Annotated in this window: 28 protein-coding genes; 12 read left to right on the forward strand and 16 right to left on the reverse strand. The window is 62.7% G+C overall.

Features of this window, described 5'->3' with window-relative positions:
* Positions 1 to 28 precede the first annotated feature (28 nt).
* Complete coding sequence (locus E4021_RS10675) at positions 29 to 748, reverse strand: LOG family protein (protein WP_136459197.1); 720 nt, start codon at positions 746 to 748, stop codon at positions 29 to 31.
* Positions 749 to 930: 182 nt separating this feature from the next.
* Here E4021_RS10675 and E4021_RS10680 point away from each other — a divergent pair, with 182 nt between their 5' ends.
* Positions 931 to 1,182, forward strand: a complete 252-nt coding sequence (locus E4021_RS10680; protein WP_136459199.1) for an acyl carrier protein — start codon at positions 931 to 933, stop codon at positions 1,180 to 1,182.
* 18 nt (positions 1,183 to 1,200) lie between these two features.
* Here the strand turns inward: E4021_RS10680 and E4021_RS10685 are convergent, their stop codons facing one another.
* The 3 genes from E4021_RS10685 to E4021_RS10695 are packed head-to-tail and all read right to left on the reverse strand — an operon-like array spanning position 1,201 to position 3,467.
* Positions 1,201 to 1,584 carry a hypothetical protein gene (locus E4021_RS10685; RefSeq protein ID WP_136459201.1) on the reverse strand — a complete coding sequence of 128 codons (384 nt, stop codon included), beginning with the start codon at positions 1,582 to 1,584 and terminating at the stop codon, positions 1,201 to 1,203.
* 59 nt (positions 1,585 to 1,643) lie between these two features.
* Positions 1,644 to 2,585, reverse strand: a complete 942-nt coding sequence (locus tag E4021_RS10690; RefSeq protein WP_136459203.1) for an L-threonylcarbamoyladenylate synthase — start codon at positions 2,583 to 2,585, stop codon at positions 1,644 to 1,646.
* Positions 2,586 to 2,594: 9 nt separating this feature from the next.
* Positions 2,595 to 3,467 carry a KOW domain-containing RNA-binding protein gene (locus tag E4021_RS10695; RefSeq protein ID WP_136459205.1) on the reverse strand — a complete coding sequence of 291 codons (873 nt, stop codon included), beginning with the start codon at positions 3,465 to 3,467 and terminating at the stop codon, positions 2,595 to 2,597.
* 73 nt (positions 3,468 to 3,540) lie between these two features.
* On the opposite strand from E4021_RS10695, the gene E4021_RS10700 reads away from it, so the two are divergent.
* Complete coding sequence (locus E4021_RS10700) at positions 3,541 to 4,323, forward strand: queuosine precursor transporter (RefSeq protein WP_136459207.1); 783 nt, start codon at positions 3,541 to 3,543, stop codon at positions 4,321 to 4,323.
* Here the strand turns inward: E4021_RS10700 and E4021_RS10705 are convergent.
* From E4021_RS10705 to E4021_RS10720, 4 genes are read right to left on the reverse strand one after another with little or no spacing between them, the layout of a single operon-like run.
* On the reverse strand, positions 4,316 to 4,819 hold the full coding sequence (locus E4021_RS10705) for a GDYXXLXY domain-containing protein (protein WP_136459209.1): 504 nt from the start codon (positions 4,817 to 4,819) through the stop codon (positions 4,316 to 4,318). The genes E4021_RS10700 and E4021_RS10705 overlap by 8 nt on opposite strands.
* On the reverse strand, positions 4,806 to 5,720 hold the full coding sequence (locus E4021_RS10710; RefSeq protein WP_168797559.1) for a DUF4401 domain-containing protein: 915 nt from the start codon (positions 5,718 to 5,720) through the stop codon (positions 4,806 to 4,808). Before E4021_RS10710 ends, E4021_RS10705 begins: the two co-directional genes overlap by 14 nt.
* Positions 5,710 to 6,654, reverse strand: coding sequence for a DUF2157 domain-containing protein (locus E4021_RS10715; protein WP_136459213.1), 945 nt, complete (start codon positions 6,652 to 6,654; stop codon positions 5,710 to 5,712). The genes E4021_RS10710 and E4021_RS10715 overlap by 11 nt, the downstream gene beginning before the upstream one ends.
* A gap of 17 nt (positions 6,655 to 6,671) precedes the next feature.
* Positions 6,672 to 7,544, reverse strand: a complete 873-nt coding sequence (locus E4021_RS10720) for an alpha/beta hydrolase (protein WP_136459215.1) — start codon at positions 7,542 to 7,544, stop codon at positions 6,672 to 6,674.
* 92 nt (positions 7,545 to 7,636) lie between these two features.
* Between E4021_RS10720 and E4021_RS10725 the strand changes: the two genes are divergently transcribed.
* Positions 7,637 to 9,334 (forward strand): DUF2207 domain-containing protein, encoded by a 1,698-nt coding sequence (locus E4021_RS10725; RefSeq protein ID WP_168797560.1) that lies wholly within the window; start codon positions 7,637 to 7,639, stop codon positions 9,332 to 9,334.
* Positions 9,335 to 9,399: 65 nt separating this feature from the next.
* Positions 9,400 to 10,707 carry an ornithine--oxo-acid transaminase gene (gene rocD / locus E4021_RS10730; RefSeq protein ID WP_136459219.1) on the forward strand — a complete coding sequence of 436 codons (1,308 nt, stop codon included), beginning with the start codon at positions 9,400 to 9,402 and terminating at the stop codon, positions 10,705 to 10,707.
* Here the strand turns inward: rocD and ribD are convergent.
* Positions 10,704 to 11,768, reverse strand: coding sequence for a bifunctional diaminohydroxyphosphoribosylaminopyrimidine deaminase/5-amino-6-(5-phosphoribosylamino)uracil reductase RibD (ribD, locus tag E4021_RS10735; RefSeq protein ID WP_168797561.1), 1,065 nt, complete (start codon positions 11,766 to 11,768; stop codon positions 10,704 to 10,706). The genes rocD and ribD overlap by 4 nt on opposite strands.
* Positions 11,769 to 11,969: 201 nt before the next feature.
* Here ribD and E4021_RS10740 point away from each other — a divergent pair, with 201 nt between their 5' ends.
* Positions 11,970 to 12,506 carry a Pathogenesis-related transcriptional factor and ERF protein gene (locus tag E4021_RS10740; RefSeq protein ID WP_136459223.1) on the forward strand — a complete coding sequence of 179 codons (537 nt, stop codon included), beginning with the start codon at positions 11,970 to 11,972 and terminating at the stop codon, positions 12,504 to 12,506.
* Here E4021_RS10740 and mnmD read toward each other — a convergent pair.
* Both mnmD and ytxJ read right to left on the reverse strand, forming a co-directional pair.
* On the reverse strand, positions 12,447 to 13,136 hold the full coding sequence (gene mnmD, locus E4021_RS10745; RefSeq protein WP_136459225.1) for a tRNA (5-methylaminomethyl-2-thiouridine)(34)-methyltransferase MnmD: 690 nt from the start codon (positions 13,134 to 13,136) through the stop codon (positions 12,447 to 12,449). The two genes, E4021_RS10740 and mnmD, sit on opposite strands and share 60 nt — an antisense overlap.
* Entirely contained in the window at positions 13,137 to 13,469 is a 333-nt protein-coding gene (ytxJ, locus tag E4021_RS10750; protein WP_136459227.1) for a bacillithiol system redox-active protein YtxJ, read from the reverse strand.
* A 347-nt stretch (positions 13,470 to 13,816) separates the two neighbouring features.
* Between ytxJ and E4021_RS10755 the strand changes: the two genes are divergently transcribed.
* On the forward strand, positions 13,817 to 14,803 hold the full coding sequence (locus tag E4021_RS10755) for a pyruvate dehydrogenase complex E1 component subunit beta (protein ID WP_136459229.1): 987 nt from the start codon (positions 13,817 to 13,819) through the stop codon (positions 14,801 to 14,803).
* Positions 14,804 to 14,833: 30 nt separating this feature from the next.
* Here the strand turns inward: E4021_RS10755 and cfa are convergent, their stop codons facing one another.
* Positions 14,834 to 15,958, reverse strand: coding sequence for a cyclopropane fatty acyl phospholipid synthase (gene cfa / locus E4021_RS10760; RefSeq protein ID WP_211097002.1), 1,125 nt, complete (start codon positions 15,956 to 15,958; stop codon positions 14,834 to 14,836).
* Positions 15,959 to 16,161: 203 nt separating this feature from the next.
* On the opposite strand from cfa, the gene E4021_RS10765 reads away from it, so the two are divergent.
* Complete coding sequence (locus E4021_RS10765; RefSeq protein WP_136459231.1) at positions 16,162 to 16,575, forward strand: lipocalin-like domain-containing protein; 414 nt, start codon at positions 16,162 to 16,164, stop codon at positions 16,573 to 16,575.
* A 12-nt stretch (positions 16,576 to 16,587) separates the two neighbouring features.
* On the opposite strand, the gene E4021_RS10770 is transcribed toward E4021_RS10765, so the two are convergent.
* Entirely contained in the window at positions 16,588 to 18,702 is a 2,115-nt protein-coding gene (locus tag E4021_RS10770) for a serine hydrolase (RefSeq protein ID WP_136459233.1), read from the reverse strand.
* Between the two features lie 77 nt (positions 18,703 to 18,779).
* On the reverse strand, positions 18,780 to 20,291 hold the full coding sequence (locus E4021_RS10775; RefSeq protein WP_136459235.1) for an FG-GAP repeat domain-containing protein: 1,512 nt from the start codon (positions 20,289 to 20,291) through the stop codon (positions 18,780 to 18,782).
* Between the two features lie 93 nt (positions 20,292 to 20,384).
* On the opposite strand from E4021_RS10775, the gene E4021_RS10780 reads away from it, so the two are divergent.
* The 3 genes from E4021_RS10780 to E4021_RS10790 are packed head-to-tail and all read left to right on the forward strand — an operon-like array spanning position 20,385 to position 21,987.
* The gene (locus E4021_RS10780; RefSeq protein ID WP_136459237.1) at positions 20,385 to 20,654 is read left to right on the forward strand and encodes a SemiSWEET family sugar transporter; all 270 of its coding nucleotides are present in this window, start codon (positions 20,385 to 20,387) and stop codon (positions 20,652 to 20,654) included.
* A gap of 20 nt (positions 20,655 to 20,674) precedes the next feature.
* Positions 20,675 to 21,364 carry an HAD family hydrolase gene (locus E4021_RS10785; RefSeq protein ID WP_136459239.1) on the forward strand — a complete coding sequence of 230 codons (690 nt, stop codon included), beginning with the start codon at positions 20,675 to 20,677 and terminating at the stop codon, positions 21,362 to 21,364.
* On the forward strand, positions 21,361 to 21,987 hold the full coding sequence (locus E4021_RS10790) for a chloramphenicol acetyltransferase (RefSeq protein ID WP_136459241.1): 627 nt from the start codon (positions 21,361 to 21,363) through the stop codon (positions 21,985 to 21,987). The genes E4021_RS10785 and E4021_RS10790 overlap by 4 nt, the downstream gene beginning before the upstream one ends.
* On the opposite strand, the gene E4021_RS18460 is transcribed toward E4021_RS10790, so the two are convergent.
* Complete coding sequence (locus E4021_RS18460; RefSeq protein ID WP_262712773.1) at positions 21,984 to 22,112, reverse strand: hypothetical protein; 129 nt, start codon at positions 22,110 to 22,112, stop codon at positions 21,984 to 21,986. The two genes, E4021_RS10790 and E4021_RS18460, sit on opposite strands and share 4 nt — an antisense overlap.
* A gap of 108 nt (positions 22,113 to 22,220) precedes the next feature.
* Between E4021_RS18460 and E4021_RS10795 the strand changes: the two genes are divergently transcribed.
* Together E4021_RS10795 and E4021_RS10800 are read left to right on the forward strand one after the other, a co-directional pair.
* Positions 22,221 to 23,033, forward strand: a complete 813-nt coding sequence (locus E4021_RS10795; protein ID WP_136459243.1) for a zinc metalloprotease — start codon at positions 22,221 to 22,223, stop codon at positions 23,031 to 23,033.
* A gap of 159 nt (positions 23,034 to 23,192) precedes the next feature.
* Positions 23,193 to 24,560: a DUF5723 family protein gene (locus E4021_RS10800; RefSeq protein ID WP_136459245.1), complete on the forward strand. Its 1,368-nt coding sequence runs from the start codon at positions 23,193 to 23,195 to the stop codon at positions 24,558 to 24,560.
* Positions 24,561 to 25,221: 661 nt separating this feature from the next.
* Here E4021_RS10800 and E4021_RS10805 read toward each other — a convergent pair.
* Positions 25,222 to 25,502, reverse strand: a 281-nt coding sequence (locus tag E4021_RS10805; RefSeq protein WP_320055143.1) for a transposase, incomplete at its 5' end; no start/stop codon positions are given.

Raw genomic sequence — 25,502 nt, forward strand, 5'->3', positions numbered from 1 at the left:
GTGGCCGTCACCGACCACTAATTTTCCTTCAGAGCTTGTAATTGGGCTCCAGGCGCCCGCCCTTTTCGTCGTAGAATTCCTGGATGATGGCCAGTACCTCTTCGGGGGTATCGACGATGGGGATGAGGTCGATGTCCTGCGGGCTGATGGTCTTTTCGCGCTCCGACATGGTATTGAAGATCCAGTCGCGGAGCCCGGACCAGTAGTCGGTGCCCACCAAAATGACCGGCACGGGGGTGATCTTCTTGGTCTGAATCAGGGTAAGCACCTCGAAGAGCTCGTCCATGGTGCCGAATCCGCCGGGGCAGCAGACGAAGGCCTGGGCGTACTTGACGAACATCACCTTGCGCACGAAAAAGTAGCGGAAGTCGATGTCCTTGTCGTGATCCACGTAGGCGTTGCTGCTCTGCTCGAAGGGCAGGTCGATGTTGAGGCCGATGCTGGCCCCCTTGCTGTCGTGGGCACCTTTATTGCCGGCTTCCATAATGCCGGGGCCTCCGCCGGTGATGATGCCGTAGCCCTGGCGAACGAGCAGGCGACCGATTTCCGTAGCGGTCTTGTAATACTTGTGGTCGGGCTTGGTGCGGGCGGACCCGAAGATGCTTACGCAGGGGCCGATGCGGTTCATGACTTCGAAACCTTCGACGAATTCGCTGATCACCTTAAACATGGTCCAGCTGTTCTCACCAAAAGGTTCGGTATTCCAGCGGCGGGGGGCGTGACGGTTCAGCCCGGAAAAATCACTCATAATATTCGATTATCGGCGGCCTGGAAAACCAGGTCGCTCGAAGGGAATGCCCGAAGGTAAGGAAGGGTTCTAAATAGAATAAATTTTACGACTTAGGCAACGCTTTCCCATCCCTTGTCGTTCTCCCCAGCGAATATTCGCTTAATTACCCAAGCCTGCAAAACGGCCGCCAAATGAACAGTATGACACAAGTTACCCACCCGGCCATGACCTCCCGCAGTGCCCTTTTGATGCAGAACCTGAGCAGCGAGCTTCGCCTGCCCGGCCACCGGCTGCACACCTTTACCCGTCTGCGGGAAGACCTCTTTCTGGATGCGCTGGATATTGAGTTGTTAGTGGCCGGACTGGAAAGCCGACTGGAGTACTACCTCACAGAGGAAGAAGCCAGCCAGATCGAGACCGTCGGCGACCTGCAGCACTATTTCCTGCGCTGAACCCCTACCTGAGGCGCCTTATTCCGCCACCCCGCCCCGAACAAGGGCAAAATCGAACAGGAAGCCTTCGTGGCGGGCGCGGAGCACCAGCTCATCTTCCGCAAGGTCCTGCACCTCGTAGGTCAGGGGCAGGGCCACGCCGGAGGTGCTGATCTCATCGCCTTCCCGACGGTAGGTGCCCGTTTGCGGCTCCCCGGTCATCAAATTGGTTTCAAAGGCGCCGTCGGTGCCAAAATCGAAGTAGAGCCCGTCGAGCAGACCCGTCTTGACATTGTCGCGCCGGGCTTCGGTAAGCACCCACCTTCCTTCCAGGGCGGCCGCTTCTTCAACCGGTACTTCCGGATCCGAGCCGCAGGCGGTAAACAGGAGGGAAAGCAGCAAAAGGGGTAAAATGAAACGCATGGTGGGGTCAATTGCAATGTCCGAAACACGAGCCGCGGCAGATTGTTAACCCGGCCCGATTATTGGCTTGCCCGCCGCAATCGGTCGTTGATCGCCTGGCCCAAGCCGCGGTCGGGCACCCGGGGCACCGTAGCTTCCCGGTAACCACCACCGGCCAGGAAACGCAAAATGGTGAAGAGACGCTGCGCGGCTTCTTCCAGATCACCGGTATCGGAAAGGCTGAATTCGTGCGCGTTCCGGGCGGGCTCCCCGAAACGCACTACGGCGTGGTCGGAACTGCCCGCACGTTCGACCTGCTCCACCAAATGCAATTTTATCCCCGGCGAATAGTGGTGCGTGAGCATACCGGGTGCCGCCGGTCGGCTGCTGCCGTGGGTCTGTACGGCCACGGGCTCCCGCAGGATCTCCTGTAGCCGCTCCAATGTCGTACCCCCCTTGCGCAATACGGTAGGCCGGTCCTCCGGGAAGGCGACGATCGTACTTTCGACGCCCACGCGGCAGGGTCCGCCGTCCAGGATGTAATCAATGCGGTCGCCCAGTTGCTCACCGACGTGGGTGGCGTTCACCGGGCTCACAAAGCCGAAGGGGTTGGCGCTCGGCGCCGCCACGGGAAAGTCCACCGCTTCCAGCACTTCACGGATCAGGGGGTGGGCGGGCACCCGCAGGGCCACGGTGTCAAGTCCGGAAGTAACCAGATCGGGCACCGCCGGTATGCGGTCGAGTACCAGTGTCAGCGGACCGGGCCAGCAAGCCTCGGCCAGGCGCCGCGCGGCTTCGGGTACGTGGCGGGCATAGCTCAGGATGCGGTCGGGGGAAGACTGGTGCAGGATCAGGGGATCAAAACTCGGTCGGTTCTTGGCGGCAAAGATGCGGCTCACCGCCGCGGCGTCGAGGGCGTTGGCCCCGAGGCCGTACACCGTCTCGGTGGGCAGGGCCACAAGTTGTCCGAGGCGCAGGCGGCGCGCGGCTTCTTCAGGGTCGGTTCCGATGATGGCGTTCACGCCGCAAAGCTAGTAGTAAACGGCGTAGCTCAAATAGGGCAGGGGCAGGTACAGGAAATTCTCGCTGTCCACCACCGTCGTCGCCAGTCCGAAGCTCCAGCGGTGCCGCCGACGGGTGAGGGCCACGTTGAGGGTTGGGAGCAAGATCAGCTGATCACCGGCATCCCCCACAGCCAACATCTCTCCGTAAACGTGCACCGTGGGGCTCAGCCGGGTACCAACGCCAACGCGGTAAGCCGGCACCGCCCCGCCCCCGAAGGCGTAGAGCATCCCGACGCCCAGGTTGAACATCTGGTCCTCGTTGCCGATGGTCACCAGTCCGGTCAGGTCGCCCCCGACCCCGATCCCGCCTCCCGAGAAGGTCACAATGGGCACCAGGAGCATCTCGTTGCTCAGGCCAAGGTGGAGCCAATCCTTGGCCGAGGTGCGGAACCGTTGCCCGAAGGTCAGGCCCAGCAGGGCCGCGTTGCCTACGGTGAGTTGCAGGTGGCGATTGAGGTTGAAATCCAGTACGTTGTAAGCCAGTGATACGGTTTTAAAGCGCCGCCGACCGCCGAAGGGCAGGGCCGAACGTACGAAGGTGAAGTCGTCAAAACCTATTTCGGGTGCGGGGGCTGCCCCGCCTTCCCGGACGACGCGCACCTTCCGCAGCTGACTTACCGGGAATGTGAGGGGCTCCGCGATGTTTACCACCCGCATCCGCAGGCTGTCGTCGTCCACCGCCACGACCGTGCCGAGAAAGGTGCTGTAGTCGAGCAGAACGACTTGGTGTTGCTGGGTGGAGTCGCCCGGTCTGACGTCTGCTGATAGGGGTCCCACACCGCTTTGAGCCGACAGGCAGGCAAAGCAAAAGAAGAATACGAACGCTAAAATTTCGCGCATTTCAAAGGGGATTATAGACGGGATAGACGGTGAAGATGCCATATTGTGTTGGTCATCCGATAATTCACTTCCCTTGCTCTACACCGATGAAGTTGTCCGTTACCGCCCCAGTCGTCTTTACGTTTTTCTGGCAGGGTTCTTCGTGGCCAATGCGCTCGTAGCTGAACTCATCGGGGTGAAGATATTCGCCCTGGAGGATACACTGGGCCTCGAGCCCTGGAATTTCAACCTTTTCGGTGAAGTGGGGGCCCTGCAGTTCAGTGCCGGGGTACTGCTTTGGCCGGTGGTATTCGTGGTGACCGACCTGCTGAACGAGTACTACGGTGAGCGGGGTGTAAGGCTTCTGAGTTACTTCACCGTCGTGCTCATCCTTTATGCCTTCGTCATGATTTTCTTCGCCATTCAGTTGACACCCGCGGAATGGTGGAGGGCGGGGGCGCAGGTGCAGGGCGTGCCGGATAACCAGGCCGCGTTCCGGGTTACCTTCGGGCAGGGCCTCTTCATAATCGTCGGCTCCGTCACGGCCTTTTTGATCGGCCAGCTGACCGACGTTTTCGTCTTTCACCGCATCCGCGAACGGACCGGTGAAAGGATGCTCTGGCTACGGGCTACCGGTTCCACCCTGGTGAGTCAGTTGGTGGACAGTTTCGTGGTGTTGTTCGTCGCGTTCAAATTTGGTCCCGAACTCTTCGGCGGGGTATCCGAGCCCTGGCCCTGGTCGCGGCTCCTGGCCGTGGGTACGGTACAGTACGTTTTCAAGTTCACGATGGCCATTCTGCTCACGCCGGTGATTTACGGCTGTCATGCGGTGATCGACCGCTACCTGGGCCTCAAGTCTGGTACCCGCCTCACCTGATCGGTTCCCGCGCCGCGTCCCAGACGCCCACCAGCACGGCACGTCCGCGATCGTCGATCCGCAATCCGCCGTAACGCGCCCGGGCAAAGCGGTCGCCGGTCCCTTCCTCGAAAAAGTAACTTTCCGCGCCGATGCGGATCGTCCCACGTTCCACGGCACCCGCGCGCCGCCGCCGAAATTGAAGGATGCCTTCACCGGCCGCCCGGGGTTCCATTTCGTTTTGTACCCGCAGCAAACGGGCCACCCCGGATGAATCGCGCGCGAAGACCAGATACCCGCGCACCGGCAGTTCCTCCAGCGCCAGTTCGTCACCGATGGAATACCGCAGCGCCAGGTAATCACCCTGCAGCAGGGATCGCGGGTCGACCGGCGCCAGTTCAAAAAGCACCAGTTCTCCCTCCCGCAGGATGCGCTCCTTGTCGACGATGAACCAGCCCAAGTAAGCCAGTACGGCTACCGTAGCCAGGAGGAGTAGGATGCGGTCACGCTTTCTCACGGGCGGAAAATTTGTGCCGCAGCAGGAAATAGGCCACTAGGAACAGGGTACCCACCGCCATGAGGGTCAGCGATTTGCCTAGCAGGGTCCAACGCAGGTCGTAATAGTACTGCGCGGTGAAGTAGGCCAGTCCGGCCACCCCGGAAGCGACGCCGAAGAAATGACGGTTGCGGAAACTAAGCACCAGCAGGAGGAAACAGCCCGCAAAGGGCACCGAGGCGTAAGACAATCCGCCCGAGGAAGGCACCATCCACTGGCCCCAGCGGAACCACAGCAGGCTCATCAGGAGTCCGAAGACCACGCCCGTGCGCAGGGGCGCGAGCCGGCGATCGTGGATGAACCGGTGCTCGAAGAAGGTCACCGCCACCAGCGCCGCCGCGGAAAGGACCACCGCCAGCCACACCCAGGCGCCGGAGCGGTCCACCAGGTGCAGGTACAGCAGGCAGGCGGGGAAAGAAACGGTGGCCAGTGCCACCAGGTAGTATTGGCGGGTGAATATCAGCGTCAGGACCGCCAGCCCCGGCACCGGCAAAATGAGCAGTTCGTCGGGAATGCCCGGCGGAAGCCCGATCATCATTAGGCCCGCCCCCAGCAGGTAGCCGCAAACCGTCGTGGTGGCGAGAAAAGCCTGGCGGGGCCGCCGGCCGAGCCACAGGGTGATCACCAGCAAGGTGCCGCCGAGACTGAGCGCCACGACCGGGCGTTCGAGTACGTCCGTAAGCCAGAGGAACAGCAGGAATACCAGACTGGCCAGGAAGCCACCCAGGCCCGCCAGCGCGCGCACGGCCGGTTCGGTTTCTTCGCCTTCGTCCGCTGCCCGCGCCGAGGAGAGCGACGACTGGTCAACCGTGAACGGCACCTCGGCGCGGGTGCGCCAGCGTTCGATCAGGTCATCGTACACGCCAGCCGAGATTAAGGTGATTGAGCAGCCGGGTGAGCAAGGTGATGCCCACCAGCAGCAGGGTGCCGGCAAGCAGGTAGCCCGGTGCGGAATCCATCCACCGCAGGATAAGAAAAGTGAGGGTGATGAGCGTACCGCCGCCAACCAGCGCGAGGTAGTAGATCGAGCGTTGCTGCAAGCTGAGCCAGGTCCAGCCGGCGTAGGTGACCGCGGCCAGCAGAACGGTGAAAATCAACTGCCAGGGCTGCCCGTCGTAGGCCCCGGCGCTGATGTTGATGGTAGCGATGATTACCGCCCAGAACGCAATCACGCGCAGCAGCCAGTCGAAGCCGGTCCGCCACCGGAACAGCCACCAGATCAATCCCCAGGCCGCCAGGTTGAACCCGAAGAGCAGCATGCCGGAAACGAGATAGGCCAACTCGATGCCGAGTTGCTGGGTGTAGGTGATGAAGGTCACGTTGATCAGGCCCACGAACAACAGCCACAGGGGGGCGAACCGGACGGCCACCAGCCATGGCAATGTGAGTACCGACCAGGTGAGGAAGAGGTCGTAAGCGTTGGCCCCGGTCTGGTACACCTGCCCGAGTACCGCCAGGATGGCACCGATGAGGACGACGGCGGCGGTCAGGGTCACCCGGCGCGCCAGGTCCCCCAGCGGCAGAAAAAGACCGGCCAGTGCGGTCAGGGTGAAACCGCCCACCGGTAGGCCGATCTTGATCGGCGCCGGAAGGGCGGCCCAGTTGTACGCGAAAAAGAAGAAGATGCCGCTGAGCAGAAAGGAGGCTCCGGCCCCCAGCAGCAGGTACTGCAGGAGTTGGCGCCAGTCGGCCCGGCTGGCGTAAACGTCGTCGCGCAGCGTCCGATCTATGTCCCGCGGGTGCCAGTTGCTGTGCCGGGCGACGAGGTGGACGATGTAGCGGGTGGGGGCCTCCATGCCGGGAAGATACCGCCTTAGTGGACGGCCGTTACCTCGTCGAGGAAAGCGCGCAGCCGCCGGAAATAAAAGTCGCCACCCACTTCGGTGATGTCGTTGTGGCCGGCCCCTGGCACGATGAAGAGTTCCTTTTGCCGGCTGCCCAGGGCGGCGTAGAGTTGGCGGCCCTGGTCGACGTCGATGTTGCGGTCTTCCGCTCCGTGGATGACCAGGACCGGCTGCCGCACCCGCGATGCGGCACGCAGGGGTTCGACCCGGCGGTGCTCGAATCCGGCGATATGGTCGGCGCGGTCGAGCAGGCAGTCGATCACCGGCCGGGGCAGGTCAAGCCCGCTCTGCCGGCAGGCGTAGGCGTGGGTGATGTCGCCCAGGTGGGTGAAGGCGCTTTCCACGATGCCGAAGTCGATTTCCGGACTGCGGGCCATGGCCTGCAGGGCTACCGCACCCCCCATGCTGTGGCCGAATACCCCCGTGGGAAGGCCGGTCGCCAGGTAGCGCAGGCGGCGGACGCCCGCAACCACGTCAGCCCATTCCCGGTAGCCGAAGGTGGTGTAGGTACCCTGGCTGCGGCCGTGGGCGCGCGCGTCGATGAGCAGTACGTTGTAGCCGTAGGGCACGAGCTGCGGCAGGTATTCCAGGTAGAGTTCGCGGGCGCTGTCCTTGCCGTGCAGGATAAGCAGGTTGCCGCGGGCCGGGCCGGTGGCGGGTACGTAGTAGGTAGCCAGGTGCAATCCGTCGTCGGTAAGCAGCGTGCTGGCCTCAAAGGCGAAGCCCAAATCGCCGGGGTCCAGGTTGATGAGCCGCCGCCGCGGACGGATAATGCGCCGCGGGAGCCACTGGAAAAGGAAGACGGCGAATCCGGCCGTCAACAGGAGTAAGCACCATACCATCCGACCAAGGTAAGGATACCGTTATACCCCGTTCGTCGAAGAAAATTGCGGTGGGGGTGGGGCGGCGGCTATTTTCCGGAAAATTATCGCCCGTGCGCCCCACGCTTACCCTCCTGTTCTGTCTGTTCACCCTTTTGTCCGCCGCCCAGGAGCGATTTACGGAGTGGCACGCTGATGTGTACCCGCAAAAAGACCGTTCGATCGAGGTTGCCGAACACCTCACGGTGGTCAGCGAAGGAGAATCGGTGAAGCGCGGCATTACCCGCAGCCTGCCCGAAGTAAAGGCCCACCCCCTGGAAATCCTGTCCGTGGATCGCGACGGCGCGGAAAGCCCCTACCATACCCGCCGGTCGGGCGGACAACTGACCATCTACGCCGGCGACAAGAAGAAGACCCTCCGGCCGGGCACCTACACCTACCGGATCCGCTACCGCATCGGCGGGGCCGTACAAAGTCAAAAGACCCTGGATGAACTGCAGTTCGAGGTAGTGGGGCCGGACGTGACGCTTCCCGTAGAAAAGGCCACCGCCACCCTGCACCTGCCCGACGGTCTGCAAGTAGTGCAGTACGCCTGCTATACCGGGGCAGACGGGGCCACGCAGCGGAATTGTACCCAGACGGCCCCCGAGGGCGGACAACTTTCCTTCACCGGGCAGGGGACTTTCGGTCGCGGGGAGCAATTTTCGGTAGCCGCTGGTTTCGAGCCGGGCTTTTTTCGGGCAGTCGATCCTGTTACGGCGGTGCCGGAGGCACCCCCGAACTGGTTCGAGCGGGAGGGTAGTCTACTGCTGTTCGTGCTCTGCGCGCTGGGCGCGGGCTACTATGCGTTCACCCGCTGGCGGACCTACGGCGTAGACCCGCCGGCCCCGCAGGTGGGCCACGTCTTTGCTCCACCCCAGGGACTTTCCCCGGCCGCGGTGAGCTACCTGGCTTCCGACTTCGGGGCTTCCCCCACTCAGGAATTCACGGCCTCGCTTTTGGCGCTGGCCACCCGGGGGTTTTTGACAATTGAGTCCGAGGAGGAGTCCGGCTGGCTGGGTACCCAGTACCGCTACTTTCTGCGCAAGACGAACCGGCGCCCGGCCCCCGGCGAACTGCCCGATGAGCAGGCCATGCTGTACGAACGGTTGTTTGCGGGGCAGGAAAGCGTCGTTATGAAGGGGGAATACGACGAAAAGCTCTACAAGACCTCCCAGGCCCACCACGAAGCGGTGTCGGATGCGTATACGGAGCGGTATCCCGTGAAGCAAAACCTGGGGAAGGTCTGGCCTTTACTGGGCATCTACCTTCTGGGGGTCGCCGCGGGGGTGTTCGCCAGCATTCACGCTACCGACGCACTCGTCTGGCCCTGGGCCATCGCTTTTATGGTCCTGGGTGCGACCGGGCTGGGGATTTTCATCTGGCTGATCCGGCGGCCGAGCCCGGAACTGGTACGCCTGCGCACGGAAATTGCCGCCCTCAAGGAATACCTCAGCCTGTCGGAAGCCAAACGCAAACGGTTATTGAACGCTCCGCAGATGAGCCGGGAACACTACGAGGAATTGCTGCCCTACGCCATTGCCCTCGGCATCCACACGAAGTGGACGGACTATTTTCAGGGCCTGTTTGACCCGGCTGCTTATCGGCCGGTATGGTACTTCGGCGGCGGGACTCCTTTCCACGCCGCAACCTTCAGTGACCGCTTCACCCAGGTGGCGGGCAGCAGCGCCACGCCGGTGTCGTCGTCGGCCTCCGGGGGCGGCGGTTCCGTCGGGGGTGGAGTGGGCGGCGGGGGCGCGGGTGGCTGGTAAAGGTGGTGCCGCCAGGCCGTTGGGTATGCCACGGGCAGGCGCTACCTTAGCCCTAAAGAAAGCCCATGACCAGCCAGCAATACATCGACCTTGAGGACCGCCACGGTGCCCACAACTATCACCCGCTGCCCGTAGTACTGAGCGAGGGGCGGGGCGTCTACCTGTACGACGTCGGGGGGCGACAGTATTTCGACTTCCTCTCGGCGTATTCGGCGGTCAACCAGGGCCACTGCCACCCCCGGATCGTGCGCGCCCTGAGCGAACAGTCCTCGCGGCTGACGCTGACCAGCCGCGCCTTTTACAACGACCGGCTCGGGCCCTACGAAAAGTACCTGACGGAATATTTCCACTTTGACAAGGTACTGCCGATGAATACCGGCGCGGAAGCCGTCGAGACGGCCATCAAGATCTGCCGCAAATGGGGCTACGAGGTGAAGGGCATTCCCCACGACCGGGCCCGCATCATAGTCTGTGGACAAAACTTCCACGGGCGTACCACGACCATCATCAGTTTCAGTTCCGACCCGAACGCCAAGGGCAATTTCGGTCCGTACACGCCCGGTTTCGAGTCGGTACCCTACGGCGACCTGGATGCCCTGCGCAGTAAGGTCTCCGAGGATCCGGCCACCATTGCCGGCGTACTGGTGGAGCCCATCCAGGGCGAGGCCGGCGTCTTCGTGCCGGAGGACGGTTACATCCCCGGCGTCGCCGCGGCCTGTCGCGAGAATAACATCCTTTTCGTTGCCGACGAGATCCAGACGGGCGTCGGGCGCACGGGGGCGCTTCTGCGCGTGTGTGGCGACTGCACCTGCGCGGGCCACTGCGAACGGCAGCCCACCTATACGCGTCCCGACGTGCTGATCCTCGGTAAGGCCCTCAGCGGCGGCACCTATCCGGTATCCGCCGTCCTGGCCGACGATGCCGTGATGAACGTGATCCGACCCGGGCAGCATGGAAGCACCTTCGGGGGTAACCCCGTAGCCTGCGCGGTAGCCATGGAGGCACTGGAGGTGGTGCGCGACGAGAAGCTCACCCAGAACGCCCGCCGGCTCGGCCGCCTCTTCCGCGAGCGGATGCAGGAACTGGTTGACCGGCACCCCGAAACCCTCCGGCTAGTACGGGGAAAAGGCTTGCTGAATGCTCTGGTCATCAACGACAGTCCGGAAGGCGATACGGCCTGGAACCTTTGTCTGGCCCTCGCGGAAAGGGGATTGCTCGCCAAGCCGACTCACGGCAACATCATCCGCTTCGCCCCGCCCCTGGTCATCTCCGAAGCCGAACTGATGGAGGCCTGTGATATCATCCAGGAGGCCATCGCCCACCTGGCCGCCGACCACGTAGGGTCCGAAGCCGAGAAGGTCGATCGCGGCTAGCGCTTATCTACCTGCGACGGGCGGAAAATCTCCAGCCGGTCGGTACCGATCATCTCGCTGGATAACAGCCGGGCGCTCGCGGGCAGCGACGGAGCGATGAGTCCGTTGCCGAAGCGGGCCGCGCCGGTGAATACCCGGGCCTCGTCCCACAATCCCTTGCTGAGAAAGGCTTCCAGGGTGGTGGCACCGCCTTCCACGGTGACGTGACTGTACTTCAGGTCGTGCAATTTGCGCACGATCTTTTTGAGGGCTTTCTTATTCAGGTCCTTTTCCTTGATCTCCACGGTGTCGGCCTTCATCTTGGCGGGGCGGCGGCCGGTAAAAACCAGGGGCCGCTGCCCGTCGGAGGTGAAGATCTTTTCGCGGCCCGACAGCCGGTCGTGGAGGTCCAGGATGACCGGCCGGGGGTCGGGGCCGGGGAAGAAGCGGCTGTCCAGTTTCGGCTCGTCCTCGATCACGGTGCGGGCCCCCACGATCACGGCGTTGGTGGTGGTGCGCCAGCGGTGGACGAGCCGTCGGCTGATGTCGTTGGTGATCCAGTACTTCTTGCCGCGGTCCTTGGGCCGGAGAAAGCCGTCGGCCGAGCGGGCGTACTTCAGGAGAATGAAGGGGCGCTGCTCGGTGGTGTAGATCATCCGGTTCATATTGGTGAGCTCCGTGGGCAGGAAATCCGGATATTCCTTTACCCGTACCCCGGCCTCCCGCAGGATGGCGGCACCCCGGCCGGATACCTCGTCGGTGGTGTCGCGCTGGGCGAAGACGACCTTGCGTACCTTCTCCTTCAGAATCAAACCGGTACAGGCGGGCGTACGGCCCTTGATGCAGCAGGGTTCGAGGCTAACAAAGAGGGTGGATTCGGGGATCAGCGGCCGGTCCTCTTCCTTTACCGATGCCATGCAATTGACTTCCGCGTGGGCCTCCCCGGCCTGGTGGTGGTAGCCCTCACCGATCACCTTTCCCTCGTGCATCAGGATGGCACCTACCCGCGGATTATCCAGGACGCGCGAATCGGCCAGGCAGGCGAGCTGAGCGGTTCGAAATAAAATGTCAGTATTTTTCACAATAGTTTAATTGCTTGAGCCTGAGGAAGAATATTGGGCGGTTTGACGTAATTATTTACTCATTAATGCCGTGATACGGGAAAATCTGTTAGTTTTGAAGCCTCAAAGTGAATAACACAAACAATCCGTGTCCGTCACTCGCCTGAAACGGCCACACCATTCTTTTTTATGTTACACCGAATCCCATTAAAGAACGCCCCCATGGAGGCGATTCTTGATCAACACGTCTTTCAGGAGCTGAGCAGTGATCCTTACCTGCGGGAACTGGAAGTATTCGACAATTTACGACTTCATTCTTCCGGCTGCGTGGTCTTTCAGAAAACCTTCAAGTGCGAAGAGGCAAAGAAAGGCTATCGGACGGTAACCCTGTACCTGCACAAGCTGGTAGCCGAGCGCTACCTGGGCCACAAGCGGGTAGGGGAGCGCAAGCTCGTGGGTTCACTCAACGGCAACAAACTGGATTGCCGGCTGGAGAACCTTGAATACCGCAGTCGCTCGGTGGCGAGCCGCAAGCGCCGCTCCTCCAGCAAGATCGGCTACACCGGCGTGTACAAGGAAAATAACCGCTACCGGGCGGTCATCTCCGTAAACCGGCGCAGTGTGCACATCGGCATGTTCAGCACCGCCGAGGAAGCGGCCCTGGCCTACAACGAGAAGTCTCTTGAGCTGTACGGCAAACTAGGCAAGATCAATGAGGTGCGCACGGGTCATCTCCCGCTTGCCGGGCGGTCCCGGTAGGGCCTCCACCCGGAATCCGGCCGCGCGCAGGTTGCGCTTGAACTGTCCCTTGGCGCAGTAGGTCACCAGCACGCCGCCCGGCCGCAACCGACGGGCGCAGCGGCGCATGGCCTCGACAGTCCACAATTCCGGCTGATTCTCCGGTGCAAAGGCGTCGTAAAAGATCAGATCGTCATGGACCGCCCCGCGGTCATCGGTCAGGAAATCCGCCCGCCGCTTGAGCAGAACGAAGTTGGGTTCCAGCGGCACCTCCACCTCCCAGGCCGCGGTGTGGATCTCGTCGAAGCGGTCGCGCCCGATGCCAAGCACCTCCGGGTAGTTAAGCTGGCCGACCAGGTCTTCGGAAATGGGGTAGCGTTCGTAGGTGGTGTAGACAAACGATATGTCCGGGTGGTGCCGCGCGGTTTCCCTGGCCAGCAAGGCATTGAGGCCCGTGCCGAACCCCAGTTCGAGGATGCGTACCGTTGACCCGGCCTTGGGAGAGTTAAGCCAATCGGACAGACCCGCCTGCATAAATACGTGATGACTTTCGCGCAGGGCACCGTGCGTACTGTGGTAGTTGACGCCGAAGCGGGCGCTGCGCAGGCTGTGGCTGCCGTCGTCGGTGGTGAGCAGTTCGGACTGCTCCATTCAGGCGGCCTGCCGCAGTTCGTCGACGCGAATGTCCAGGTGGCTGGCGTGGTACACGCAGCGGCCGTCGCGGATGAGCAGGACCTGCGGTGATTCGTGGCGCACGGCGAATTCCGAAGCGATATAGTTGCTTACGTCGCGGTGGCGGATCAGGTCGAGGTAGTAGGTTTCCAGGGTTCCTTCCTCGATGTCCCACTGCCGTTCCAGGCGGTGCTTGGCCATGCTGCTGATGGGGCAGGAGGTGCTATGCTTCAGGATAAGGCAGGGAACGGAATGGCTGCGTTCGATGATGGCCTCGATGTCGTGTACGTTACTGATGTGGTTCCAGTTCATGGGGGATGGTCTTCCGGTAGGGCCTTGCACGTCCGGCCGGGTAGGGCACCCGCGTCCGCGCAAGAAAAAAGTAAAAAAGGGCGCTACATAAGAAGCGCTAACAGGCCGGAAACAAGCTCGTCAAGCGAAAGGTTGGTAGGACAACCGAAGCCCCGGTTGCAGGAGCTGAGCAGGAGCAGGGAAGCGGCCGAAAAGCAGGAAAGGGAACGTTTGATGGTTTTCATATACTCGACTGGGGGGAGAAAGTAAAGTGAAAGGGGAAGGCTTTGGTTGGGGCATTTGTTTAGCGTGGCGTACTTTTGCCGCCCACCGCCGTGAGGCAACCGATTTAGCAAACAGAACCGAAAATGGCCAGAAAACTTGCCCTACGTGACGCCCTCCGGGAGGCGATGATTGAAGAGATGCGCCGCGACGAAACCGTCTTCCTGATGGGAGAGGAAGTCGCCCAGTACAATGGCGCCTACAAGGTGAGCAAGGGGATGCTGGACGAGTTCGGTCCGGAGCGCGTGATCGATACCCCGATCGCCGAGCTGGGCTTTGCCGGCATCGGCGTGGGTGCGGCGATGAACGGCCTGAAGCCGATCGTGGAGTTTATGACCTGGAACTTCGCCGTCCTGGCCTTCGATCAGATCATCAACAACGCCGCCAAGACCCTGAGCCAGTCGGCCGGTCAGTACAGCTGCCCCATCGTCTTCCGTGGCCCCAGCGGCAGTGCCGGACAGCTCGCACAGCAGCACAGCCAGACCTTCGAGAGCTGGATGGCCAATACGCCCGGCCTGAAAGTGATCTCCTGCACCGACCCCGCCGACGCCAAAGGCCTGCTGAAAAGCGCCATCCGCGACCCGGATCCCGTCTGCGTAATGGAATCGGAACTGCTCTACGGCTACGAAGGGGAAGTGCCTGAGGGCGAGTACCTGGTGGAGATCGGCAAGGCCGCCGTGCGCCGCAAGGGCACCGACGTGACCCTGGTGAGCTACAACAAAATGATGCTGCCCGTAATGGAAGCGGCCAACATCCTGGAGGGTGAGGGCATCAGCGCCGAGGTGATCGACCTGCGTACGATCCGCCCCCTGGACCGCAAGACCATCATCGAATCGGTGAAGAAGACCAACCGCTGCGTGGTGATCGACGAGAGCTGGCCCTTCGCGGGCATCAGTTCAGAGATTGCTTACGAGATCCAGAAGTCGGCCTTCGACTACCTCGACGCGCCGGTTATCCGCGTGAACTCCGCCGACGTGAACCTGGGCTACGCCGCCAACTTTGTGGAGGAGTTCCTGCCGAACGCCGAGAAGATCGTGCGCGCGGTGAAGCAGGTGACCTACGCCCGCCGCTAGCACACCGAGGCCTCCGGGTAATCCGGGGCCTTACCGCACTGAATCATAAGCCACCCGCCCGGCGGGCTTGGCCAGTACGATCTGCCAGAGGTGGTTGCGGTGGCTGCGGAAGCCCCCGGCGGCCGTGAGCAGGAAGAAGCGCCACATGCGGTAGAACCGCTCGTCGTAGTCAGTCAGTTCGCCGCGGTGCCGCTCGAAGTTGTCGTACCAGGCCAGCAGGGTGCGGTCGTAGTCCCCGCCGAAGTTGTGCCAGTCCTTGATGGTGAACAGTCCTTCCGCGGCCCGGCTGATCTGTACCGCGCTCGGGGCCACGCCGCCGGGGAAGATGTACTTGTCTGTCCACGCGTCGGAAGTGATCCGGCTCACGTTGGTGCCGATGGTGTGCAGGAGGAAGAGGCCTTCGTCGTTCAGGCAGCGCTCCGCCACCTCCATGAAGGTCCGGTGGTTCTTCGGGCCGACGTGTTCGAACATGCCCACCGAGACCACATGGTCGAAGCGCTCCTGAACGTCGCGGTAATCCTGGAAGCGAAAGTCGACGTCCAGGTGCCCGTAGCGCTGCTGCGCATATTCCAATTGCTTTCTGGAGATCGTGACGCCCACTACCGAAGCGCCGTACTGCTCGGCCGCGTAGCCCGCAAAGCTTCCCCACCCGCACCCGATGTCGAGCACCCGCATGCCGGGCTGCAGGCCGATCTTGCGGCAGATGAGGTCGAGTTTGGCTTCTTGTGCCTCGTCCAGGTTGGCGGCGTTCTTCCAGTAACCGCAGGAGTAGGTCATCCGCCGGTCGAGCATGCGCTCGTAGAGGTCGTTGCCGATGTCGTAGTGTTGCTTGCCGACGCGCAGTGACTTCTTTTTGCCCTGCTGGTTGGTCAGTTTGGCCCGCAGCACCGGCCACCACATGCTGAGGGGCGGCAACTTCCCGACGAGGTCGGCCCGCAGTACCCGGGTGATGAGCTCATCTAGCGCCTCGCAGTCCCAGTCGCCATCCATGTAGCTTTCCCCAAATCCCAGTACGCCCTGCGCCAGTACGCGGTTGTAAAAGCGGGGATCGTGCACCTGCGGGTCGTAGGGCTGGGGGCCGTCAATGGTGATCCCCGCCTGGTGGAGCAGGCAGCTTACGGTTTCCTTGGCGTTGCTCATAGAAGAAATCTTCATTTGATACGCACTGAATTTAGGCCAATCCTACCTAATCCCGCCACTGCATACCGCAATTCTCGTACGATGGTAAAGAAATTTCCTCCGGCTCCATCTACCACGGTTGAGCAAGTATGGATCCGGCGGACGGGTCAATAAATATTTAAAAAGAACCCGCCAACGCCGATAAGCACGGCCAACGTCTCAGGAGGAAAATCTGTGCCATGACGCGTAAAATTGCCTTTGTGCTTCCCCTGCTCGCACTGATTGCCTGCAACCGGGAAGATGCCGAAATCACCCACGACCTGACCGGCACCTGGGAACTGGTGGCCGTCTATGCCGACCCCGGCGACGGATCGGGAACCTACCAGCCGGTGACCTCCGACAATGTTCTGTTGCTCCTGCCCGACGGCAAGTTCCGGGCCAATTTCAGCTACTGCCCGGCGTCCGATGCCTCCACGGAGGGGGATACCGGTACCTATTCGGTACAGGATAACACCCTGCGCCCGAACTGCGACGGCGATACCCGCCTCCCCTTTACGGTCTCCGGTGACACCCTGACGGTAACTAACCCCGCCTGCATTGAAGGCTGCGGGGAGCGCTATGCCAAGGTCAGCGATGAGATCATCCCCTTATAGCCGCACCGGGAACTACTGCCCCGATCCCGCCGCCGGCTGGAAGGGGCCGTAAACCGCCCGCCGGAAATCGTGGTGCAGTCCGATCTGGTCGTAAGGGAAGAGCTGGACGAAGAGCACCGCCGTGAGTTCGTTGGCGGGGTCGACCCAAAAGAGGGTGCTGGCCGCTCCGTCCCAGAAAAATTCACCGACCGTGCCGGGGTTTTCCTCCGCCGTGGCCGGGGGGCGCTGCCGAACGGCGAAGTCGATGCCGAAGCCGACCTGCCCCTTGGTGGGCAGCCACGACCGGTCCGTCACCTCATCGGCCAGGTGGTTGGTGCGCATGAGCCGGACGGTTTCGGGCTGCAGTATGGTGGCCCCATCGAGGCTGCCGCCGTTGACGAGCATCCGGGCGAAGGTCATGTAGTCGTCGAGGGTGGAGGTGAGGCCGAATCCCCCGGGGGTGAGGGGCCATTCCTTCAGGTTGAAGGCATGGGCCTCGTCGTTTGGGAGCTGGGTAAGGGTGCCGTCTTCGGCCCGGTTGTAGGCCCCCGAGAAGCGGGGTAGGTCGGATTCCGGGACCACGTAGCGGGTATCGTCCATACCCAGCGGATCGAGGATGTGCTCGCGCAGGTAGTCGTCGAAGGGCTGGCCGGAGAGCCGCTCCACGAGGAGGGCCTGCACGTCGACCGAAAGACCGTACAGCCACCGGGAGCCCGGATCGAAGAGCAGGGGCAAGCGTCCCAGTTTTGCGCCCATCATCGACAGGGTATTATCGTAGTTCCGCAGGTCGGCGGCCTCGTAGGCAGCTTGTAGGCCGGGCGTATCACCGCCGTTGTAGAAGCCCGCGGTGTGACGGGTGATGTCGCGCACGGTAACCGGCCGGCTCGGCGCGGTGGTTTGCACGGCACCCGCGTCCGCGCCCGATTGATAGACGCGTAAGTTGGCGAACTCGGGCAGGTAATCGCTCAGGGGGTCGTCGAGCTGGAACTTGCCCTGCTCGTAGAGCTGCATCAGAGCCACGCCGGTGATGGGCTTGGTCATGGAATAGATCTGCGCGATGGTGTTGCGCTGCATGGGCGTACCGGCTTCCCGGTCGGCCTGGCCGAAGGCTCCGAAGTAGACCTCTTCCCCTTTCTCGTACACCAGGGCGGAGGCACCTGCTACGTCGCCGCGGTCCACGAAGGACCGCAGGGTGCTGTCGATCCGGCCCACGGTGCCGGGGTCAACCACCTGCCGGCGGGGCCAGTGGCGTTCGGCCAGGGCGCGGGTCTTCTCGATACCCTCGCGCGGGGGCAGGCTTTCCCCTTCGTACTCGATGCCGAGGTATCCGCGGTAGTTTGCCGCGCGGAGGATATCGAAAAGCACGCCGAAATCGATCTCCGTCTCCTCACCGCTTGCGTCGAAGTTGAAGGCCTTGACGCTGATGCCGCCGGCGTAGGGCATCAGTTCCTGCATGCCTTCGTAGCGGTTGTAGCGTTTGGTGCAGTTGCCGCCCCAGAGCTGGCCGCTGTCGCGCTCGACGCACCAGTTGTCGAAATCGGCCACCGCCCCCACCTCGTACTCCCGCAGACGGCTAGGCAGTTCGGTAAGCCAGGCGCCGCTGTTGCTCGGGCCGCCGTGATTCTCGACCAGGATCTGAATATCCTGGCTGCGGGCCTCCCGCGCTAGCCGGCCGATGCCGTCAACGCTGTTCCGCAACACCTCTTCCGGACTGCCGTCGCCGTGGGCATTCACCCGCAGGGCCGGGATGCCCAGGCGGTGGGCGGCCTGTACCCACTGGAGGTGTTGTTCTACGGCCGCGTTGCGCTCGGTGGGGTCGCTGGCGCCGAGGTTGCCCGCCCCGTCGATCAGCAGCATGGTAAGTTCGACGTCGGCCGCGTCGGCGGCGGTTTTCAGGCTGTCGAGGAAGGCGTTGTCCTGTGCCCGGTCGGCGAAGAACTGATTGACCAGTTCCACTCCTTCGAAGCCCATCTCGCCGGCCGTGCGTACGAAATCGAAATTGCTCATCTCTCCGTCGAAGAGCGCGCGGTGGAAGGACCACTGTCCGAGGGAATACTGCGGTCCGCCCCGTTCGGCGGTGGCGTCCGTGCGGGGCGCGTCCGTAGCCGCGCAGGCGGAAAGCAGGAGGAGGAAGAAAAGGTGGCGCATGGAGGAGAAAATTTAGGGTAAGATAAGCGACGCCGACGCCCTATCAATCCTGCACCATCCGGCGCGACCGTCCAATGCTACTGCAGCAGGTTTTCCAGCAGCAGCAAGTCGGTGGTGCCCTCGCGCCAGCGGGTCTCCAGGCTGTCGGGTACCGGGGCCGGATTGAGGGTGAAAGAGCCCAGGGCCAGATCGTCGTCGCCGTCGCCGTCGAAGTCTCCCGCCTCCATGGTCAGCCACCGCCCGGCCAGCGCCGCGGGGGTGGAGCGGGAAAGGAAATTCGGGGCGTTGGAAGAACCGGTGACGTTCTCGAGGTAGACGAAGCCCGCCGCGGGCTGGGTGGCGAAGTCGGCGAAGTTGCACGCCACCGCCAGGTCGGTATCGCCGTCGCGGTCGAAGTCGCGGGCCACCACCCGGGTAGCGCCGGGCAGGGCCTGGAAGTAACTTTCGATGAAGGTGTTGTCGCCCCGGTTGTCGTAGATCCGCAGCCCGTGGTAAGGCTTGCGGACGTTGGAGTAGTCGGCGTTGTCGCCGTGAACGGTGATGATGTCCCGGTCCCCATCGCCGTCAAAATCCACCAGTTCGAACCAGCTGGTACCCCAGACCGGCGAAAACCGGAGCAGGTTCTGCCGCTCGAAGCTGCCGTCCGCCCGTTGGTACAGCACGTCGATTCCCTCGTCGCCCTGGGCGTGGAGGACCACGAGGTCCCGGCGGCCGTCACCGTCCAGGTCAGCGGCCACCGTACGGGTGGAGCCGGCCGCCCCGAGCAGTCGGCTGCGCGTGAAGCCGCCCCGGTCGTCGGGGCGCAGCAGGGTCAGGGCTCCGGAATAGTTTCCGTACTCAGCGACGACGATCTCGGCTTGGCCGTCGCCGTCCAGGTCCTCCACCAGCAGGTGAACGGGACGGTGGAGGCTGTCTGCCACGACCTCCCGCCCGGCCGGCATCTGCCGGTACAGCGTGCCGTTGCGGGCTTCGGTGGGGTAGATGTTGCCGATTTCGAGGAGGAGGTCGCCGCTCACCGAGTCCGGGTGGTAGTGTACGAGCGGCAGCCGCAGGGAGAGGAGGTCGTCGAGTTGACCCGCGCGGTCCAGGCGGTGCAGCCTGCCGTATCCATCGCCGATCGCGAGCCCCCCCGGCCCGTAGCCCAGAAAGGAGACCAGCGATCCGCCCTTCCCGTCGACGTCGAGGGGATGGGGCGCGAAGCCGGGCAGGCTGTCCAGGCGCAGCAGCGGCGGTGCCGGAAGGATATCCGGCGCGCGCTCCAGGATGTAGTTGCGGATGGCCGTCCAGTCGTCGTAGGACACCACCGGAACGTCGGGGTAGAAGCCGTGCGCCACGGCCAGATCGTATTCTTCGGGTGAGAGCTGTCCGGCCGGATCGTACCCCAGGGTGCGCATCCCCATCCGGGCGCCCATTTCGGGCAGCACCCGCTTCTCCCAAACGGCCCTCGGCAGCGACTCCGGCGTGGGGGCCAGGTGGCAGGATCCGCAGTGGCGAGCCACCAGTTCGCGAGCGTTCGGTTCCGGCGTACAGCGGCCCAGGGCAAGCACGCCAAGACCGAGAAGGAAACCGTAGAGGGGAAGTTTGCGCATGGGCGGGCCCAAGGTACTGCACGCCCGGCGGCGGAGCTTGTCGGCGGTGACGCCAAAAGGGGTACTTTTACGCGGTCCGCAATCATCGCCTCCATGACCGTTGTTTCCCTGATCGGTGGGCTGGCCGCCCTGCTCACCACGGCCGCCTTCGTTCCCCAGGCGTATAAGTCTATCCGCTACCGGGACACGGCGTCCCTCTCCCTGGCCACCTTCAGCATGCTGCTGGCGGGCACCCTCCTGTGGCTGGGCTACGGCTACTGCATCGGCGACCTGCCCATCATCGTGGCCAACGCCGTTACGGCCAGCCTGGCCGGACTGATCTTTTTGCTGAAGCTGCAGGCCGTGTACCGGGCGCGGCGGTAGGTGTACCCTACCTTCGTCCCATGGATAAGCTACGCGCAATCGCCTTCGACGCCGACGATACCCTCTGGGTCAACGAGCCCTTTTTCCGGGAGGCGGAGGATAGATTCTGCGGACTGCTGGAAGACTACCTGCCGCACCACACCGTGAACCGGGAACTCTACGCCACCGAGATCGCCAACCTGCCGCGCTACGGCTACGGCATCAAGGCCTTCGCGCTTTCCATGGTGGAGACCATCGTCCGCGTCACCGACGGCCGCGGGCCGCTGGCGGTGGTCGACCGCGCCCTGCAGATCGCCAAAGACATGCTCGACAAACCCGTGGAGCTGCTCGACGGGGTGGAAGAAACCCTGGCGAGGCTGGGCGGCCGCTACCGCCTGGTGCTGGCCACCAAGGGGGACCTGCTGGACCAGGAGCGGAAGCTGGAACGGTCGGGGCTGGCCCACCACTTCCACCACATCGAGGTGATGAGCGACAAGCGGGTGGACAACTATCGCAAACTCATCGCCCACCTCGACTGCCGGCCGGAAGAGTTCCTCATGATCGGCAACAGCGTCAAAAGCGACATCCTGCCCGTGCTGGAACTCGGCGGCTACGCCGTACACGTCCCCTTCCACACTACCTGGGCGCACGAGGTGGCTACCAGCGACACCGACCACCCCCGCTTCCGCGAGGTCTCCTCCCTGTCCGAAATACCCCCACTCCTCCCGTGAAGCACCTCGACCTCGCCACCTGGCCCCGCCGGGACCACTTCCACTTCTTCCGGGCCTTCGACGAGCCCTTCTTCGGCCTTACCGTGCGGATCGATGCCACGGAGGCCTACGCCCGCTGCCGCGCCGGGGGGCACTCCTTCTTTCTCTACTACCTGTACCGCTGCCTGCGGGCGGTCAACGCCGTGGAGCCCTTCCGCTTCCGCATCCGGGGGGAGGGGGTGGTCGTCCACAACCGCATCCACGCCTCGGCGACCATTGATCGGGCCGACGGCAGCTTCGATTTTTCCTACCTGCCCTACGCGGAGGATTTTGCCCGCTTCGCCGCCGACGCCGGGGCCGAGATCGAACGCATCCGGGCTACCACCGGACTGAACCCCGGCGTGGCCGGCGACGACGTCATTCACTTCAGCGCCGCGCCCTGGCTCGACTTCACCGCCCTCAGTCACGCCCGCCACTACGGCCGCGCGGACAGCTGTCCGAAGATCAGCGTAGGTAAACTCACCGAACGGGAAGGCCGCCTGGGTATGCCCGTTTCCATCCACGGCCACCACGCGCTTATGGACGGCCGCGACGTAGGCGCCTTCGTGGATGCCTTCCAGGCGGGTATGGACGCGGCGGACTAGCGGTCCTCCTCCCCATTCTGCCGCCGCCCCTGTCGCTGCAGGAAACGGAACAGGAAGTAGGCCAGGGCCACGAAGGTGGCCACCGGGATAAGGAACAGCAGGCTTTCGAGGAACTTTACTTCCATGACATAGGGGATGGGCCCCGGGCGGGGGGGGCTCCGGTATAAGGATCAAGGGCCCCATTTGTTGCACCCGCGTCGTACCGCCCGCCGACGGGGCCTTACTTTTGCACGATGTTCCGGCGCGCGCTCAACTACTTCTGGCTGTTGCTTTTCCTGTTGGCCGTCAGCGCGCGGGTGCCGGGCCAGTCCGTGAAGCCGGGGGCCGTGGATATCGATGCCATCCAGCGCCGGGCCGACACTACCTTCCGCCTCGCCTTTCACTTCGTGGCCCTGCCCGACGGCCGCAACTTCGTGCGCGATCCCGACGACAGCCTCTTCCTCGCCCACGGGCGCCACGAGAAACTGCGTGCCGACGTACTCATGTATTACCTCTTCAACGAGCTCAATCACCGCTTCCGCACCGCGCTGCTGGACTACCCCCCGAGCCGCGATACCAAACTGCGCTTCACCTACGCCGGTGATCCCGCCCGGCCGCTGGAGAGTGCTCATTTTTACGCCCACGGCGAACGGATCCGCCCGGTGGCGGATGCTTTCAACGTGGTCTTCACCACCCACGGCCGCGCGGGGGCACGTGGGCCGGACGGGGCCACCACGGGTACGGGCAGCCGCACCATCTACGTCTACGACCGCCTGCAAACCTACTTGGCCGGCAGCCACGATACCTGGACGGTGGCCCGCCTGATCGGCCACGAACTTGGCCACGCCCTTTCGCTGGACCACACTTTCAAGTGCGACAACCCCTGCGCCGGTCAGGGCTTCGACCCCCTGGAGGAATGCTTCGGCGAATGCACCGACCACAACGGCGGCAGCGGACGCACCAACTGCTTCGGCGGCAGCCCCCGCGAACTCATGATGGGCTACGGCAGCCAGCTCCACCTCACGGTCTGCGAGGTGGAGCGAATCTGGAGATACCTCCTGCGCTGACTCCGGCAACGTTGTGCAAGGCATATCCCACAAATCGGCGGTCCACGGGGGTAACCTTTTCCGTGCGTCCGGATGAAAGGGGCAAGGATGTGGAACACGGCCGGGCGTACCGGCGGATGCTTTCTTCCCCCCCCTGCTCACTTTAGGCAACTACACACTATGAAAACACTTTCCGCCCCCGGCCTGCTGGTCGTGTCCCTCCTTTTTTCCGCCCTGCTCGGGGCCCAACCTTTTCCCGGCCTCAGTTTCGATAATTACGCGGGCGTCCACGGTCTGCTCCTCAATCCGGCCAACGCCGCGGCCAACAACGTCGGCTTCGAACTGCACCTGGGCTCCGTCAACGCCGGTCTGGCCAACGACTACATCGGGCTGCCTTCCTATTCCGATTTGTTGGACGAGGAGGACATCTACGCCGCCGACCTGACCCGCACGCCGGCGGCCGACAACTTCCGCAGCTCCCACCTCAACGTGCTGGGGCCCTCCCTGCTCATGGGCCTGGGGCAGTCGGCCGGACTGGGTCTCGTGACCCGCGTGCGCAACTTCTACGAGGTGCGCAACCTTGACGGGCGGCTCACCGAAGGGCAGGACGACGGCTTTGGCCGCCTGGACGACTTCTCCGGCACCTACCAGGACTTCAACACCAACTCACACGGATGGGCGGAGGTAGCGGTCGTGCTCGGCGCCGTGCTCGTCAACCGCAAGGAATTCCAGCTGAAGGGCGGCGCGGCCGTGAAGGTGCTGCGCGGCCTGGGCGGCTACCACGCGGGCAGCCCGTCGCTGGAAGTAGCCTACGACGGCGGCAGCGGCGAGCTGATCACCGGGGGCGAAGTGGCCGACGTGCTGGCGGGCGACTACAGCTACGGGGAGCTGGACCTGGATGCCCTCAGTGAAAAACTGGGCACCGGCGTGGGCTTCGACCTCGGACTTTCCCTCGAGTGGCGGCCCGGCGGCGTGCCCGCCGACCGGCTGCGCACCCCCTACCGGCTGAAGGTCGGCGCCTCCGTGGTCGATCTGGGGGCGGTCACCTACGAGGAAGCGCGGGTATCCACCTACCCGGTGGGCGGACGCGTTTCCACCGACCTCCTGGAAGGCAGGAGCCTGGCTTACGTCCTGGAAGATAACTACGACGGTACCTCGCGCCGGGAGGCCGCCGACTTCCGCCTGCCCACCGCCCTGTACCTCCACCTCGACTACCGACTGGCCGGCGGGCTCTTCCTGAGCGCGCTCTCGGCCTCGGCCCTGAACGCCGATCCGCTCTTAGCCGGCAACCGCATCACCAACGCCATCACCGTAGCCCCCCGCCTCGAGACCAAGTGGCTGAGCCTCTACGCCCCCGCCCGCTTCGGCGGCCCGGAAGGCACCTCCCTCGGCGCCGGCCTCCGCCTCGGCTTCGTGACGATTGGCTCCGCCACCCTCCTTTCCCACCTGTTTACCGATACCAATTACGCCGCCGACGTCTACGCGGGGGTAAAGATTCCCTTTTATCGGAGGCTGCGGGCCAAGGAGGTAAAGGAGATTGTGGAGTAGGGGTGGTTTGGTGGGGTGGGGTAGGGGTTGGATTCGGCTTTTTACTGTTACCTTCCCATTGTTGGTATCTTCAAGCTGTACGAGACCAATATTTGACGTAGTCCGGTTACCTTCTTTACTGATAATGTATTAATAAATACATATTGTCGGCGGTTGCGACTACTATTAACAATTGATGATATCTACAATTGCGTAGTGTCCTATTTAATATATGTTCTAAGGAAGAGAAAATATAACAGAGAAGCCGCCAAAATCGTAGTGCTGCAGGTGGATGCAATATCTGCGGAACGTCTGCCTTCCATTCCGGCAAAGTACTCTAGCGCAACTGCGACTACTACGTACCCAATAATAGAAGCAAGGATGGATATAGCTATGTATGCGATGTATTTCATGACGTGTAATATAAAGCAGGGACGAAGTTAAGAATTTCTCAACTTCGTCCCAGACGATCCGCGAGGTTAATTACAATGGCAGTCTTCGTACCCAAAGAAGCCATTAAAAAAGCCCCGTGTGCCTCTAGCAAGATTTCTGACAAAAGCTTTTGTCTTGTCAACCCAATCCTGCTCGTCTCCAGTACCTCCGAATATGGAAGCGCATTCCAAGTTCCTTAAAGTCTTCATGGTGCTTGATTTAATATTTTTAGATTAACGTGAGGTTGGGGCTATCCAAGCAGTTTTGGCAGCAAAACAGCAGGTTTTTGCTCCATGAAGGAGTAGGCGGCCACCGCGCTCAACATATGTGCCAGGGCATTCTGCGGACTCCGATGCCGGGTATGTTCAATATCAAATACCGTCATCAAGATATCGAAAACTGACTCAATTACTCCACGTTTGAATAGCGCATACTTTTCATTTATCGGCATTAGTTTGTTCTTCATGTTTTTCCGGATTTTGGTCACCACCTTTATCCCCTGCTGGTACAACTCGGAAAATATGCCGGATA

This window comes from Neolewinella litorea (assembly GCF_004803465.1).
Taxonomy (GTDB): domain Bacteria; phylum Bacteroidota; class Bacteroidia; order Chitinophagales; family Saprospiraceae; genus Neolewinella; species Neolewinella litorea.